This is a genomic window from Nocardioides sp. NPDC127503, from assembly GCF_040302165.1.
In the GTDB taxonomy this organism is placed as follows: Bacteria; Actinomycetota; Actinomycetes; order Propionibacteriales; family Nocardioidaceae; genus Nocardioides.
The window spans coordinates 62,268-76,429 of sequence record NZ_JBEORH010000006.1; the positions used below are offsets into that span (position 1 = coordinate 62,268).

The following is a 14,162-nucleotide window of genomic DNA, read 5'->3' on the forward strand; positions in this document are numbered from 1 at the left end:
CTCGATAAAGTGCAGGCCGTGGCTTCCTTCGCGCGCTCCGAGCGCATCGCCCTGTGCGACACCGCCGTCTCCCTCGGGCCGACGGCCCCCACGCTCTGCAAAGGCTGGGAGGTCAAGGACCTGCTGGTGCATCTGCTCGTACGCGAACGCCGCCCGTGGGCCGCGCCGGGCATGTTCCTGCCACCGCTCGCGCCCGTGCTGAGGAAGGCGGAGGCCGCGTACGCCGCCCAGTCGCTCGAGGCTCTCGCCGCCCGCCTCCGCGACCCGAAGGGCACCCCGTTCGCGCTCGGGCCGATCGAGAAGGCGGTCAACACCGTGGAGTTCTTCATCCACCACGAGGACCTCCGCCGCGCCCAGCCTGGCTGGGAGCCGCGTACGCTCCCCGCCACTGCCGAGCGAAACCTCTGGCGCACTCTGAAACTGCTCGGCAAGGGCCTGGTCCGCTCGGCCGACACCCCACTCGTGGTCAGCAACGGCACCGACACCGCCACCCTCCGCGCCGGCGAGGAGCCCGTCACCATCACGGGCCCGGTCGGCGAGCTCATGCTCTTCTGCTTCGGGAGGCATGAGGTGCGGGGCTTGTCCTTCGATGGTCCGGCTGAGCGGATCACTCAGTTGGAGAATGCCAGTCTCGGGTTCTGAGGCTGGCCTTGTTCGTTGCCCGGGGCCGCCGACCCGTTATGGATGGTGTTCTCGACGGGTCCCGAAGTAAAGGACGGCCTTCGGCCGCCGGCTTCGCCGGTCGCCTTCGGCGATCATCTCGACAAGCTCGATACATCGCCTTGACACCGGGACCCGTTGAGAATTTTGGCTGTATATCGGGTCGGCGGCGGGGTTTGGCGCGAATTCCATGGGTTGGGTACGGGCTTGGGACCTCGGGCCGGTGGTTCCTGGTCAGTGGATGTCCTGCTCGTGCTTTTACAAGACGATGACACCTTGTGAACGCTTCACAAGCAGGGCCCGGCGACGACGACCTAGGCGTGGCAGACGGTGCTACCTCGACTGACTGCCGACCACGCCGGTTCTCGGAGACCTCGCATTGACGCGCGGCACGGGCCATCGGCTGCCGGCGACGGCGACGGCGACGGCGACGGCGACGGCGACGGCGACGGCGACGGCGACGGCGACGGCGACGGCGACGGCGACGGCGACGGCGACGGCGAAAGACTGACAGCACCGCCAGACACGGAGGGCCAGATCAGCCTGGCCGACCGAAGCAATCGCAGACCAAGCTGGCCGCCACCTCGCAGCAGCGGCACGAGACGATGCGCAACGAACGCAGATCAGCCAGCTTCACGTGGCGGACTCCGATGGCTGCAAGACACGGTGGCGCATGCCGCCCGTCGCGGACAGCACGTCCGGGATCAGCCCGCTCAGGCACGCCGGGTGAACCGGATCCGACCACTCGGCAGTCGCTCATACCCGTAGTTCGGGTCGTGGATCCGGCGATGATCACTCGCGCACAGCAGGACCATGTTCGCCAGATTGGTTTTCCCGCCTTCGGACCACGGTTTCAAGTGATGGGCCTCGGTCCACGCCGCCGGCGCATCACAGTCTTCGGCTTGGCAACACTTATCTCTTAACCGGAGCGCCCTGTGTTGGACCGGATACGCCAGCCTCGCTGTTCGACCGAAGTCGAGGATCTCGGAGTCCGTGCCCAACACCACCGGGACGAGGTCGGCGTTGCACGCCATCCGCCGGGCCTCGGCGGCGGTGATCTTCTCCCCGTCGAAGCCGAGGGCTGCGGTGCCGAGGTCCTTGCGGAGATCCTCCACGCTCATGGTGATGAACACCGTCGTGCCATGGCCACCGTGGCGGGGCAGGTTGTCTACGTCGTAGGTCTCGATGACGCGGGCGAAGGCCTGGCCGAGCAGCCGGTCATACGGGGCCTTGCGGCCACGGTTCTCGGCCGAGAGCTTCCTGGGCTGGGCCAGCGAGTCCAAGAGCGTGCGGAGCCGCATCCCGACCGCACGGGAGACTCGGGCGTGGATGTCGATGGTGCCGTCGCCGTTGTCACGGGAAGAGAAGAAAGTGCGACGCTGGGCGTGCTCCTCTTCCCGCTGCAGCGCCTTGGCTTCGGCGGCTTCGAATCGTTCGGGGTCGATCTCGGCGAGGATCCGACGTCCGATGATCTTGAGCTCGTTCGCCGTCAGCCGGGTCGCGTGATCGACCAGCAGCTTTTCGGCCAGGATCAGGTCCTCGCCACTGGCTGCAGGGTCGGTCTCGATGGCGTCGAGGGCTTGGGTGATCACCCGCGCCTTGCCCTGGGACACGACACCCTCCGCTAGTCCAGCGGCCACGAGGTCGTACTTCGCCACACCGCTAGCGAGCTTGATCTGCGAGCGAGCGACTGCCTTGTCGACCAAGAGCTCGGTCCGCATCCATCCGGAAGCGTCCTTGGCGCCGCTCTCCTCAGCAATGTCGCCGGCCGTGGCGAGCACCCGAAGCTTCAGAGCGGCTTGTTGGGCCTGGAGCTTCTCCAACCGTTCCAGCAGGTCCTTCTTCTGACCGGTGCGCCAGTAGGCGGGGTCGGTCGCGAGGAGTTCTTGGAGGGCGGTCTCGATGGCCTTCAAGGCAGCGTCGATGGCGTCGCCGGGGTTAGTGCCCCAGTGGTCGATGTCGCGGCCGAGACTCATCGCGTGACGTCCCCTTCAGAGGTGTGTTGTGACGGGTCTGATTCTACGCCTCTGGCTCTTCGTTGACCATCTATTTGTGCAGGTCAACAGCCTTTTTCGCGGCGAGCGAACGACCTCGACTCTGTGGACGGTAAGTGGCCCGAAGGGCCACCCTTCCGCCCCATTAACCTCACCTGTCCCAAGCAAGATCTCTCCGCGCCACACCCCGGCCGCCGCCCCGATAGCCAGCCAAATCTTTTCTCGATCTGGTCCGGAGTCAAGGACCGCGAAGCGGCCGGCGAAGCCGGCGCCCGAAGGGCGTCCTTGACGCCGGATCAGATCGAGAAGACCCTCCAAAACGGGTCGGCGGCCCACCCCAACCCCGAAGAACGATGCCCCGAAAGCAGATAGAGAACCCACGTACGAAGAAGTTCTTCGAGCCCACCCCGAGGGACTCACGATGACCTCGCCGCTGACCCATTCGGCGTGCAGGTTCCACAGAACGCCCCGATCCAGACGCGACGCCCGTAACCTCCCCGCGCCCCGAGACGTTGTGTCTCAGATAACCGAATCCCCCAGGAGGTCCCACGATGCGTCGTGCGGCAACAGTCACCGTCGCCATGCTCTTCGTCTTCTCACTCACCGCGGCCGCTCCAGCAATGAGCGCAAGCGCGACTCCGGAGTTGCGGGACGTGATGGTCGTGGGCAACAACTGGGACGGTACGGCTTCGATCGTCGATGCTCGCAGCTTCGAGGTGCTGCGCAAGGACATCGACCTGGTGCCGGACAAGGACGAGGAGATCGCTGCGATCCATCAGGATCCCGAGCGACTGGCGATGTACTACCTGGTCCGCTACGGCCCCGGCGAAGGCAACGACCAGCTCGTGGACGACATGTTCACCACCCGGGACGGCAAGCTGCTGGCGGTCTCGCGCCCCAGCCTGGCCGACGTGGTCTGGATCGACATCGAGAAGGCGCTCGCGGGCTCGCCGGACTCAGTTGTAGTCGAGCAGCAGATGGACGGCCACCGCACCGACCACATGGGCCTCTCCCCCGACGGCACCAAGCTGCTGGTCTCGGACTCGACCTCGCGCTCGGTGCACGAGTACTGGATGGGCGGTGCGGGCGACCCGCGGACGGGTGAGCGGCTGCGTACGTTCGAGTCGGGCGAGACGCCCCACGAGAACAACTACTCCGAGGACGGCTCGCGAATCTTCCACGCCTCCATCGGCCGCGTCTACCTGCCCGGCGACCAGAAGGAGATCTCCCTCGACTCGCTGCCGCTGATCAACCTCGACCAGCTCGGCCTCGGCACCATCCCCGGCACCGACCTGTTCCCGCCGATCAAGATCGGCCCGATCCACGACGCGATCAAGGGCGACCGCTGGTTCGAGATCGTCGACGAGTCCACCTTCGACATCTCCCAGCGCTGGGAGATGGGCAAGGAGCTGGAGGAGGCCGGCTACCCGTCGATCTCCTCAGCCGTACGTCCCATGGCGGTCGCCCCCGGCGAGCGGTTCATCTACTTCCAGATGTCGTTCCTGCACGGGATCGTCGAATTCGACACCCAAGCGGCCGACATCGATGGGAAGGTCGGCTACTCCACCGGCTCCGTCGAGGAGCCCCGCACCGGCGCGGTCACCCGAGTCATCCAGCTCCCCAAGCGCACCCAGCTTCCGCGCGAGCTCTACGTCAACGACTCCGCCCACCACGGTCTCTCGATCGACTCCAAGGGCGAGACGCTGTGTGCGGCGGGCACGATGGACGACTACGTCGCGATGGTCGACCGCTCGAGCGGCGAGCACACCATCCTCGACGAGGAGACCACCGGCCACTACTACGGCAAGCCCTACTGGACCACCGAAGGCCTCGGCAACACCTGCTGGGCGTCGCTGTCCGACGCCGACGCGGTCGCCGTGATCGACTTCCGCACGGGCAAGGAGCTCGCCTTCCTCGACGTCGGCAACCACCCCCAGCGCGTACGCCACGGGCAGATCCCGAATTCGCTGCTGAGCTAGCCGCCGGCGCTGCGGCGCAGAATCCCGCCATGGCGGGAATCTGCGCGGCATGTCCGCGCGGGACCGGCGCATTTTCCCACCATGGCGGGAAAGTGCGCCAAGCCAGCCTGTCCCGGCGACGGGCTGTGCGATGGCAGCGCGGGCAACCCAGGTGTGCGATAGCGCGCCGGGCTATCCAGGAAAGGGGAGCAGAATCCCGCCATGGCGGGATTCTGCAGCGGGCGACCCGTCAGCGAACAGGCGCGCCGGCGCCCGAGAGCGCCTGCTTGACCTCGCCGATCCGAACCTTGCCGAAGTGGAAGATCGTCGCCGCGAGCACCGCGTCCGCGCCGGCATCCACCGCGGGCGGGAAGTGCTCAGCCTTGCCTGCGCCACCGGAGGCGATAACCGGGACGGTCACCTCCCTGCGTACGGCCTTGATCAGGTCGATGTCGAAGCCGTCCTCGGTGCCGTCGGCGTCCATCGCGTTGAGCAGGATCTCGCCCGCGCCGAGCTCGACTGCCTTAGCCGCCCATTCGATCGCATCGATCCCGGCAGACTTGCGGCCACCATGCGTGGTGACCTCGAACCCGGAGTCGGTCGCCGGCGCCCGCCGGGCGTCGACGGAGAGCACTAGCACCTGGTTGCCGAACCGGTCGGCGATCTCGGCGATCAGCTCGGGGCGGTCGATGGCGGCGGTGTTGACCGCGATCTTGTCCGCACCGGCACGAAGCATCCGGTCCACGTCGTCGACGCTGCGGATGCCGCCGCCGACCGTGAGCGGGATGAAGACCTGCTCAGCGGTGCGGGTGACGATCTCGAGCGTCGTCGCGCGCCCCTCGTGGGAGGCGGAGATGTCGAGGAAGGTGAGCTCGTCGGCGCCTTCCTTGTCGTACGTCGCGGCCAGCTCCACCGGGTCGCCGGCGTCGCGCAGCTCCTTGAAGTTGATCCCCTTGACGACGCGACCGGCGTCGACATCGAGGCAGGGGATGACGCGTACGGCCAAACTCATGACTGGTCTCCGCGCGGCCGGCCGAGCGTGAGGTCGAGCGCCTCGGCGAGGTCCAAGGAACCGGTGTAGAGCGCCGTGCCGGCGATGGCACCCTCCACGCCGATCCCGACCAGGCCCATCAGCGCCTCGATGTCGTCGATGGTGGTCACTCCCCCGCTCGCCACGACCGGGCGATCGGTGGCCTCGCAGACCGCGCGCAGCAGGTCGAGGTTGGGGCCCTGGAGCATGCCGTCCTTGTTGACGTCGGTGACGACGTAGCGCGCGCAGCCCTCGGAGTCGAGGCGAGCGAGCGTCTCGTAGAGGTCGCCGCCGTCCTTGGTCCAGCCGCGCGCGGCGAGGGTTCGCCCGCGTACATCCAGACCCACCGCGACCCGGTCGCCGTAGGTCGCGATCGCCTGGCGGGTCCACTCCGGGTTCTCCAGCGCGGCGGTGCCGATGTTGACGCGGCGGCAGCCGGTCGCCATCGCGGCCTCGAGCGACTCGTCGTCGCGGATCCCACCGCTCATCTCGACCTTGATGTCGAGCTTGCCGACGATCCCGGCGAGGATCTCGCGGTTGTTGCCGTGGCCGAACGCGGCGTCGAGGTCGACCAGGTGGATCCACTCGGCCCCGGTCTCCTGCCACCTCAGCGCGGCCTCGTAGGGATCGCCGAACCGCTTCTCCGACCCGTCCACGCCCTGGACCAGCTGCACCGCCTGCCCGCCCTTCACATCGACGGCCGGCAGGAGCTCGAGGTAGTCACCCATGGGGACGATCCTATGTTCTGTACGCCGCCACCCCTGCCCCGCCTTCCCGCTGCGAGACGGGTCCTGGCTCAGCGGGGCGCCAGCAGCTCGAACTCGTACGCATCCGGGTCGGTCATCCTCGCCCACGCCCACCGCCCGTCATGGTACGTCTCGGAGACGACCGTGGCGCCGAGCCCGACGAGGCGGCGGATCTCGTCGGCAGGGCCGGTGTCCTCGGGCGCGATCAGGTCGAAGCGGAACCGGTCTCGCGGCCCGCGCGGCACCGACGGCGGCCCGCCCCAGGCGACCTTGGCACCGCCCGACGGGGTCGAGACAGCGGTCTCGCCGTCCTGATCCCAGACCAGCAGCCAGCCGAGCGCCGCGCTCCAGAAGATCCCGGTCTCCCGCGACCCGTCCGCGGCGATCTCACCCAGGAAAGCGGTCCCCGCCAGCCAGCTGTTGCCGGCCGGGATCACGCACAGCTCGTTGCCCTCCGGGTCGCCGAGCACGATGTGGTCCTCGTCCGGCCGCTGCCCCACGTCGAGGTGGGTGGCGCCGAGGCTGATCAGCCGGTCGACGGTCCGCTGCTGGTCATCGGCCAGGCTGCTGGTCAGGTGAAGATGGTGCGGGTTCTGCAGCGTCTTCGGCGCCTCCGTGGGCAGGAACCGGATCCGGAGGTCGTCCTCTGCGCGTGGCAGCAGCCTGATCTCTTCGCCGCTGGTCTCGGTCTCCCGGCCGAGCACCGCCGCCCAGAACTCTGCGACCCGCGCCGGGTCGTTGGCGTCGATACAGATTCCGAACCGCCGAGGTGTCATGTCCGGCAACGTAAGTCTCCCCTCCCATCACGCACAACCGGTTTCCGCCGGTAGCTCACCAGAAAAGGCGCCTCATGAATGAGAACGGCATGCGCAGGAACCCGGGTCCCTTAGGCTGTCGCCGCTCGCAGCCATGCAGCGGCGAGACAACTCGAAAGGACGACGTAACGTGACGAGCCAGGCCGACTCCGGATGGACGTGCTCGTCCTGCGGGAGCGCACACCCCGGTAACTCGATGTCCTTCGGTTCCCCCGCACCTGTGCCCTGGATGCTGGCAAGCGACGATGAGCGGGCCCAAGGCGAGATCAACGCCGACTCCTGCGTCCTCCACGATGCTGACGGAACGCACTACTTCGTACGCGGCCTGATCGAGATTCCGCTGATTGATGCGGACGAGTCGTTCTCATGGGGTGTCTGGGTATCCCTCAGCGAGACGAACATGAACGTTCAGGCGCGGCAGTGGGAAAGCCCTGAACGAGTGGATCTTGACCCGATGTTTGGATGGCTCTGCACCAAACTGCCGTGCTACGAAACGACCACGCTGTCGCTGCCAACCAACCTGCGCACCCGGGGCCCCGGCCTTGCACCACTGATCCAGGTCGATCCGACCAGCAAACATCCGCTGGCCTACGAACAGGTCCACGGCATCTCCATCCATCGTGTCGCTGAGATCAACGCCGAACTGTTGGCTGGCTGAGGCCGGAACAAGACCTAGGCTCGACCGACTAGTCAGCAGTCCGGGCAGGTGGCTGCATCAGTTCACGCCCGCCCATGAATGGCGTCCCGTGCACCGGCGCTCAGTTCTCGACCACCTTCGCCAGCTTGGCCAGTCCCTTCTCCATGTCGGGCGCGATCGCCTTCTCCATCGAGTAGAACTTGGTCATCAGCCCCATCACACCGCTCACCGACCCGGCGTGGGTCCACCTCAGCTGCGTACCGTCGGCGACGGTGGCCAGGTCGAAGCTCACCGTGCTCCGGCTCTTGAACGGCTTCAGGAACTCCAGCGCGACCTCGATGCTCGGGCCTCGACTCGGTGATCTCCATCGCGCCGGCGCCTGCGCGCTTGTTGCCCGACCAGGCGTAGCGCGCGCCGACACCGGATTCGGCTCCCGAGTAGGTGCGCGACATGTCCGGGTCGAGCTCTTCCCACGGTGACCAGGCCGGCCACTCGTGGAAGTCGTCGAGCAGCGCGTGAGCGCGCCCGATGTCGCACGGCAGGACCGCGGACCTGGAGACCTCGTAGTCGGTCATGTCACGACCGTACATCCCGCGGCGACGAGCGCGAGGACGTCGTCGGTGCTGCGTACGTCGCCGAAGGTGCGATAGATGGTCGTCAGGGTCGCGTTGTGGGACTCGTCGTCGCGACCTGCCGTGGCGTCGGCGACCAGGATCGTGCGGTATCCCAGCGTTGCCGCGTCGCGCGCCGTGCCGGCGACGCAGACCTCGGTGAGCGTGCCGGTGACGACGACGGTCTCGATGCCACGCTCCCGAAGCTGGTAGTCCAGTGTCGAACTGCCCGGGAAGAGCGCGCTGGTCGCGGTCTTCTCGACGAGGATGTCGCCCTCTTGTGCCTCCAGACCCGGTCCGAGCCGACCCTTGATCGGCCCGGCCCCGCCGCTGCGCCGGAACATCTCGGCCACCTCCTCCCCGCAGAACTCCCGCGCCCACTGCGTTGAGCCCGGGTCGCCCGGAACGACCCATGCGACAGCGCCGCCGGCAACACGAAGGGCATCCGCCAGCAGACGTACGTTCGGAGTGATCGCGAAGCACGTCGCGTTCGCCTCGTAGAAGAACGGCACGAGGTCGACGACGAGCAGCGCGGTCCTGGTCGGGTCGACGCTCTGGTACGCATGGCGCCTGCCGCGGCGAGCCTCCTGGCGTGCGTACTCCCGCTCGGGGATCGCCCAGCTGTGCACCTTCGGCGTCCGCACTCAGGCGCTCTCGCGGTTGACGCCGACCGAGCCGTCGATGGTCTCGCGGAGGATGTCGGCGTGGCCGGCGTGACGGGTGGCGTCGCAGAGGCGGGCGGCCATGATGTTGAAGAGCATGACGTCCTCGGCCCACCACGGTACGTAGCCGGGAGCGTCGACCGGGAGCGCCTCGATGGTGGCGTCCACGTGGGAGCAGACGCTTCGGTAGAGGTCGAGGATGTCGGCCCGGGTCTCGTGCTCGGTCGCCCGGTGGGTGCCGTCCCACCATCCGGCGGTGTCCCACGGCGGAAGGTCGACCGGCGGCGTACGGGCGAAGACCTCGCCGAAGTAGCGGGCGTCCGAGAGGGCGTTGTGCTTGACCAGTCCGAGCAGGTTGGTGCCCGTCGGCGTCATCGGGCGGCGGACGTCATGCTCGGAGAGCCCCTCGAGCTTCCACACCAGCGCCTCCCGGGCGCCACGGAGCTTGTCGTGCAGATGGGCCTTCGCGAAGTCCTCGATCACGACGCTCATCACTCCGCGGCGCGCTTGCCGTAGGTGCCGCTGGTCAGGGTGGCGTACGAGCGTCGAACGATCTCCTCGAGGACGTCCAGATCGACCGCAGTGACGTCCTTGAGATAGAGGCAGCCGACGCCGTTGGTGTGGGGGCCGAGGCGGGCGAGGAGGTCTTCGTGTGCCGCGATGCCGTCGTTGAGGTAGACGACCAAGGCGGCCTTGCGCGGCGAGAAGGCCGCGGCCGGGGCATCGCCCTCGGTGCCGGTGGCGTACTTGTAGTGGTACTCGCCAAAACCCACTATCGCGGTCCCGAACATCCGTGGCTCCGCCCCTGTGGCCCGCCGCATCAGCTCCAGCAGCGTGGCCGCGTCCCGCCGACGCCCCGGAGGCTCAACAGCCTCGATGAAACCCACCGGGTCCGCGGAGGTCCAGGTCGTCTTGGCCATCCGGCCACTTTAGCGGCGGAACAGCAGCGTGTAGACCACAGGCGCGACCAGCACCGACGCGATGGCGGAGAAGACCACCGTGCCGACGTCCTCGGTGACGAGGTAGACCAGCGCGTTGAGGAGGAGCAGGACGACGATCAGGATCCGTACGTTGCGCCGCCGGCGCTCCGCGAGCGCACTGACCGGTCGTGAGCGACGAGCGGGAACCCACCCGGTCAACCGCTCCCGCCGGGCCCGGCGTTCGGCCGACTTGGCCGCCTGGGCGGCCCGCTCCTCGGCGGCCTCGGCGGCCTGCCGCTCGCGCTCGGCGCGGGCCTTCGCCCGGGCTCCGGTCTGGGCCACCTACGCCGCCTTCAGGGAAAGCACCCAGTTGCGCAGGACCGCGGCGCCGGCGTCGCCGGACTTCTCCGGGTGGAACTGGGTGGCGCTCAGCGGGCCGTTCTCAACGGCGGCCACGAACCGGTCGCCACCGTGCTCGGCCCAGGTGACCAGCGGTGCGACGGTGCGGTCGTTGGTGACCAGGGTCCAGTCGCGCACGCCGTAGGAGTGCACGAAGTAGAACCGCTCCTTCTCGACACCCGCGAACAGGGACGTCCCGGACGGCACGTCGAGCGTGTTCCAGCCCATGTGGGGCACGATCGGCGCCTGGATACGCTCGACGACGCCGGGCCACTCGCCACAGCCCTCGGTCTCGACACCGTGCTCGATGCCTGTCTCGAAGAGGATCTGCATGCCGACGCAGATCCCCATGACCGGACGTCCGCCGGCGAGCCGCCGGGCGATGATCCGCTCGCCGCGGATCGCACGCAGGCCCTTCATGCAGGCCTCGAACGCCCCCACACCGGGCACCAGCAGCCCGTCGGCCGCCATCGCGGCGTCCAGGTCACCGGTCAGCTCGACCGAGGCACCGGCGCGCTCGACGGCACGGACGGCGGAGCGTACGTTTCCGGAGCCGTAGTCGAGCACGACCACCGACGGAGCACTCACAGCACCACGTCCGTAGCGCAAGCGCCAGAATACGAACGCGGCGCTGTATTGACACGATCGTTCACTCGCTGACGCTCGCTCACAGTGCGCCCTTCGTCGACGGGATCCCGGTCTCGCGCGGGTCGTAGGCGATCGCGTCGCGGAACGCCCGCGCGAACGCCTTGAACTGCGTCTCCACGATGTGGTGCGGCTCGCGCCCGGCGAGCACGTTGACGTGCATCGTCAGGTGGGCGTGGTGGGCGATGGAGTCGAAGATGTGCTGGGTCAGGGAGCCGAGGTAGGGCACGCCCGAGCCGCCGAGCAGCACGTACTGCTGGCCCTCCGGCTCGCCGGTGTGGACCGAGTAGGGCCGCCCGGAGACGTCGACGACGCAGCGTACGAGCGCCTCGTCGAGCGGAACGGTCGCGTCGCCGTAGCGCCGGATGCCCTTCTTGTCACCGAGCGCCTGGCGCAGTGCCTGGCCGAGGACGATCGCAGTGTCCTCGACGGTGTGGTGGGCGTCGATGTGCACGTCGCCCTCGGAGTGCACGGTGAGGTCGACGAGCGAGTGCCGCCCGAAGGCGGTCAGCATGTGGTCGTAGAACCCGACCCCCGTCGAGACGTCCACCCGTCCGGTGCCGTCGAGGTTCACCTCGACGACGACCTTCGACTCCGAGGTCTCCCGCTCGATCCGGGCGATCCTGCTCATGCTCGTGCTCCGTTCACATCGGTCAAAGCTTGCTTGAAAGCGGTCATCTCGTCGGGCGTCCCCACCGAGACCCGCAGCCATCCGTCGGGCCCGGTCTCGCGGATCAGCACTCCGCGGTCGAGCAGCCCCTGCCAGACCGCGTGCCGGTCGGCGTAGCGCCCGAAGAGGACGAAGTTGGCGTCCGAGTCGGCCACCTCCAGGCCCTCCCCGCGCAGCCATTCGACCAAGGAGTCGCGCTCCTCGCGAAGAGCCGCGACGTAGCCCAGCAGCTCCGGCGCGTGCCGAAGGGCCGCGCTCGCCGCCGCCTGGGTGACCGCGGAGAGGTGGTAGGGCAGGCGTACGACGCGGATCGCGTCACAGATCGCCGGGTCGGCCGCGAGGTAGCCGAGCCGCAGCCCGGCTCCGGCGAACGCCTTCGACATCGTTCGGGTGACCACCAGGTTGCGGTGCTCGGAGAGCAGCTCCAGCGCCGAGGGCACGCCGGTCCGCCGGAACTCGCCGTAGGCCTCGTCGACCACGACGATGCCGCCGTCTCCGACGGCCTCGCACAGCACCGTGACCGCCTCCGGCGGGAGCGCGGTGCCGGTGGGGTTGTTGGGGCTCGGGAGCAGTACGACGTGGGGCCGGGTCTCCTCGACCAGCGCACGTGCCTTCTCCAGATCGATCGCGAAGTCGCTCTCGCGGTGTCCGACGACCCATTCGGTGTTGGTGTCGCGGGCGTACTCCGGATACATCGAGTAGGTCGGCGCGAAGCTGATCGCGGTGCGCCCCGGACCACCGAAGGCCTGCAGCAGCTGCAGCATCACCTCGTTGGACCCGTTGGCCGCCCACACCTGCTCCGGCGCGATCTGCGCCTCCACGTCCGAGGAGAGGTACGCAGCCAGCCCCTCCCGCAGCGCGACGAACTCGCGATCGGGATAGCGGTTGAGCGTGCGCGCCGCCTCGCCGACGCTGGCCGCGATGTCGGCGACCGTCTCGGCGGAGGGCTGGTAGGGGTTCTCGTTGACGTTGAGCTGGACCGGGACGTCGAGCTGCGGAGCGCCGTAGGGCTCGATCCCGGCGAGCTCGGCGCGGATCGGGGGCCAGCTCATGAGGAGAACCTCACCGACACCGCCGCGCCGTGACCCGGCAGGTCCTCGGCCTCGGCGAGCGTGACCACGTGGTCCTTGACCGCGGCCAGCCCCTCGCGGGAGTAGTCGACGACGTGGATCGACTTGGTGAAGGCCCGCACCGAGAGCCCCGAGGAGTGGCAGGCGCAGCCGCCGGTGGGCAGCACGTGGTTGGACCCGGCGCAGTAGTCCCCCAGCGACACCGGAGCGTAGGAGCCGACGAAGATCGCGCCGGCGTTGCGGATCCGTCCGGCGACGCGTGCGGCGTCGGCGGTGTGGATCTCGAGGTGCTCGGCGGCGTACGCGTTCACGACGTCGACGCCCTGGTCGATGTCGTCGACGAGCACGATGCCCGACTGCGCGCCGGTCAGCGACGTACGGATCCTCTCGACGTGCTTGGTCGCGGCGACCTGCTTGTCGAGCTCGGCCTCGACATCGGCGGCGAGCGTCTCGGAGTCGGTGACCAGCACCGAGGCTGCCAGCGGGTCGTGCTCGGCCTGGGAGATCAGGTCGGCGGCGACGTAGGCGGCCTCGGCGGTCTCGTCGGCGAGGATCGCGATCTCGGTCGGGCCCGCCTCGGAGTCGATCCCGACCTGCCCCTTGAGCAGGCGCTTCGCGGTGACGACGTAGATGTTGCCGGGACCGGTGACCATGTCGACGCGCTCGCACGGGTCGACTCCGTAGGCGAACATCGCGATCGCCTGGGCACCGCCGACGGCGTAGACCTCATCGACACCCAGCAGCGCGCACGCGGCCAGGATGGTCGGCTGCGGCAGGCCTCCGAACTCTTTCTGCGGCGGCGAGGCCAGCGCGATCGAGGGCACCCCGGCGACCTGCGCCGGGACGACGTTCATCAGCACCGAGGAGACCAGCGGAGCCAGACCACCAGGCACATAGAGCCCCACGCGCCCCACCGGCACCTTGCGGTGCGTCACCCGGGCGCCGGGCGCCAGGTCGGTGACCGCGTCCTCCTCGAGCTCGGCCGCACAGGTCGTACGCAGCCGCGCGATCGACTCCTCGAGCCCGGCCCGGATCGCCGGGTCCAGCTCGTCGAGGGCCTTGGTCAGCGCCGCGGCCGGAACCCGGATGTCGTCGACGCGCACGCCGTCGAACTTCTCGGAGAACTCGGCGATCGCCTCCTGGCCCCGCTCACGGACGGCGTCGATGATCGGCTGCACCGCATGAGTGGCCGCCTCGATGTCGAACTCGGCACGCGGAACGGCGGCGCGGTAGTCGATGGTCGAAGCGGAGCCTCTGTCGGCACCCCTCAGGTCGATGCGGCGGATCATGCCTCAAGTCTACGAGTGGGCGGGCTCCGGAGCCGATCTGCCGACGCCACGTGGAC

16 protein-coding genes are annotated in these 14,162 nt (G+C 68.6%); 3 read left to right on the forward strand and 13 right to left on the reverse strand.

All coding sequences use genetic code 11. The annotated features are described in order from the left end of the window. Positions 1-18: 18 nt before the first annotated feature. Positions 19-642 carry a TIGR03085 family metal-binding protein gene (locus ABTW65_RS15040; RefSeq protein ID WP_350661355.1) on the forward strand — a complete coding sequence of 208 codons (624 nt, stop codon included), beginning with the start codon at positions 19-21 and terminating at the stop codon, positions 640-642. 731 nt (positions 643-1,373) lie between these two features. Here ABTW65_RS15040 and ABTW65_RS15045 read toward each other — a convergent pair. After that, complete coding sequence (locus tag ABTW65_RS15045; protein ID WP_350661356.1) at positions 1,374-2,636, reverse strand: HNH endonuclease signature motif containing protein; 1,263 nt, start codon at positions 2,634-2,636, stop codon at positions 1,374-1,376. 569 nt (positions 2,637-3,205) lie between these two features. On the opposite strand from ABTW65_RS15045, the gene ABTW65_RS15050 reads away from it, so the two are divergent. Next, positions 3,206-4,633 carry a YncE family protein gene (locus ABTW65_RS15050; protein ID WP_350661358.1) on the forward strand — a complete coding sequence of 476 codons (1,428 nt, stop codon included), beginning with the start codon at positions 3,206-3,208 and terminating at the stop codon, positions 4,631-4,633. 229 nt (positions 4,634-4,862) lie between these two features. Here ABTW65_RS15050 and hisF read toward each other — a convergent pair whose 3' ends face one another. The 3 genes from hisF to ABTW65_RS15065 form a co-directional block, all read right to left on the reverse strand. Next, positions 4,863-5,624 (reverse strand): imidazole glycerol phosphate synthase subunit HisF, encoded by a 762-nt coding sequence (hisF, locus tag ABTW65_RS15055; RefSeq protein ID WP_350661361.1) that lies wholly within the window; start codon positions 5,622-5,624, stop codon positions 4,863-4,865. Then, positions 5,621-6,370 carry a bifunctional 1-(5-phosphoribosyl)-5-((5-phosphoribosylamino)methylideneamino)imidazole-4-carboxamide isomerase/phosphoribosylanthranilate isomerase PriA gene (priA, locus tag ABTW65_RS15060; RefSeq protein WP_350661363.1) on the reverse strand — a complete coding sequence of 250 codons (750 nt, stop codon included), beginning with the start codon at positions 6,368-6,370 and terminating at the stop codon, positions 5,621-5,623. Before priA ends, hisF begins: the two co-directional genes overlap by 4 nt. A 68-nt stretch (positions 6,371-6,438) precedes the next feature. Then, the gene (locus tag ABTW65_RS15065; RefSeq protein ID WP_350661365.1) at positions 6,439-7,164 is read right to left on the reverse strand and encodes a VOC family protein; all 726 of its coding nucleotides are present in this window, start codon (positions 7,162-7,164) and stop codon (positions 6,439-6,441) included. Positions 7,165-7,297: 133 nt separating this feature from the next. Between ABTW65_RS15065 and ABTW65_RS15070 the strand changes: the two genes are divergently transcribed. Further along, positions 7,298-7,861: a DUF2199 domain-containing protein gene (locus tag ABTW65_RS15070; RefSeq protein ID WP_350661367.1), complete on the forward strand. Its 564-nt coding sequence runs from the start codon at positions 7,298-7,300 to the stop codon at positions 7,859-7,861. 100 nt (positions 7,862-7,961) lie between these two features. Here the strand turns inward: ABTW65_RS15070 and ABTW65_RS15075 are convergent, their stop codons facing one another. The 9 genes from ABTW65_RS15075 to hisD all read right to left on the reverse strand — a co-directional run bounded on the left by ABTW65_RS15075 (position 7,962) and on the right by hisD (position 14,106). Beyond that, complete coding sequence (locus ABTW65_RS15075; protein WP_350661369.1) at positions 7,962-8,132, reverse strand: SRPBCC family protein; 171 nt, start codon at positions 8,130-8,132, stop codon at positions 7,962-7,964. 279 nt (positions 8,133-8,411) lie between these two features. Beyond that, on the reverse strand, positions 8,412-9,095 hold the full coding sequence (locus tag ABTW65_RS15080; protein ID WP_350661371.1) for an isochorismatase family protein: 684 nt from the start codon (positions 9,093-9,095) through the stop codon (positions 8,412-8,414). Next, positions 9,096-9,605 (reverse strand): DinB family protein, encoded by a 510-nt coding sequence (locus ABTW65_RS15085; protein ID WP_350661374.1) that lies wholly within the window; start codon positions 9,603-9,605, stop codon positions 9,096-9,098. Next, positions 9,605-10,033 (reverse strand): DUF1801 domain-containing protein, encoded by a 429-nt coding sequence (locus tag ABTW65_RS15090; RefSeq protein WP_350661376.1) that lies wholly within the window; start codon positions 10,031-10,033, stop codon positions 9,605-9,607. The genes ABTW65_RS15085 and ABTW65_RS15090 overlap by 1 nt, the downstream gene beginning before the upstream one ends. A gap of 9 nt (positions 10,034-10,042) precedes the next feature. Then, the gene (locus ABTW65_RS15095; RefSeq protein WP_350661378.1) at positions 10,043-10,375 is read right to left on the reverse strand and encodes a hypothetical protein; all 333 of its coding nucleotides are present in this window, start codon (positions 10,373-10,375) and stop codon (positions 10,043-10,045) included. Further along, positions 10,376-11,020 carry an imidazole glycerol phosphate synthase subunit HisH gene (gene hisH, locus ABTW65_RS15100; RefSeq protein ID WP_350661379.1) on the reverse strand — a complete coding sequence of 215 codons (645 nt, stop codon included), beginning with the start codon at positions 11,018-11,020 and terminating at the stop codon, positions 10,376-10,378. It abuts the gene before it with no gap. A gap of 79 nt (positions 11,021-11,099) precedes the next feature. Beyond that, positions 11,100-11,708, reverse strand: coding sequence for an imidazoleglycerol-phosphate dehydratase HisB (gene hisB, locus ABTW65_RS15105; RefSeq protein WP_350661381.1), 609 nt, complete (start codon positions 11,706-11,708; stop codon positions 11,100-11,102). After that, a complete protein-coding gene (locus ABTW65_RS15110; protein ID WP_350661383.1) occupies positions 11,705-12,799 on the reverse strand; it encodes a histidinol-phosphate transaminase in 1,095 nt (364 codons plus the stop codon). Before ABTW65_RS15110 ends, hisB begins: the two co-directional genes overlap by 4 nt. After that, positions 12,796-14,106 carry a histidinol dehydrogenase gene (gene hisD, locus ABTW65_RS15115; protein WP_350661385.1) on the reverse strand — a complete coding sequence of 437 codons (1,311 nt, stop codon included), beginning with the start codon at positions 14,104-14,106 and terminating at the stop codon, positions 12,796-12,798. Before hisD ends, ABTW65_RS15110 begins: the two co-directional genes overlap by 4 nt. Positions 14,107-14,162 lie beyond the last annotated feature (56 nt).

Coding starts and splice junctions, on each gene's coding strand:
- ABTW65_RS15045 (WP_350661356.1), bottom strand. CDS start 2,636: ATGAGTCTCGGCCGCGACATCGACCACTGGGGCACTAACCCCGGCGAC.
- ABTW65_RS15050 (WP_350661358.1), top strand. CDS start 3,206: ATGCGTCGTGCGGCAACAGTCACCGTCGCCATGCTCTTCGTCTTCTCA.
- hisF (WP_350661361.1), bottom strand. CDS start 5,624: ATGAGTTTGGCCGTACGCGTCATCCCCTGCCTCGATGTCGACGCCGGT.
- priA (WP_350661363.1), bottom strand. CDS start 6,370: ATGGGTGACTACCTCGAGCTCCTGCCGGCCGTCGATGTGAAGGGCGGG.
- ABTW65_RS15065 (WP_350661365.1), bottom strand. CDS start 7,164: ATGACACCTCGGCGGTTCGGAATCTGTATCGACGCCAACGACCCGGCG.
- ABTW65_RS15070 (WP_350661367.1), top strand. CDS start 7,298: ATGCAGCGGCGAGACAACTCGAAAGGACGACGTAACGTGACGAGCCAG.
- ABTW65_RS15085 (WP_350661374.1), bottom strand. CDS start 9,605: ATGAGCGTCGTGATCGAGGACTTCGCGAAGGCCCATCTGCACGACAAG.
- ABTW65_RS15090 (WP_350661376.1), bottom strand. CDS start 10,033: ATGGCCAAGACGACCTGGACCTCCGCGGACCCGGTGGGTTTCATCGAG.
- hisB (WP_350661381.1), bottom strand. CDS start 11,708: ATGAGCAGGATCGCCCGGATCGAGCGGGAGACCTCGGAGTCGAAGGTC.
- ABTW65_RS15110 (WP_350661383.1), bottom strand. CDS start 12,799: ATGAGCTGGCCCCCGATCCGCGCCGAGCTCGCCGGGATCGAGCCCTAC.
- hisD (WP_350661385.1), bottom strand. CDS start 14,106: ATGATCCGCCGCATCGACCTGAGGGGTGCCGACAGAGGCTCCGCTTCG.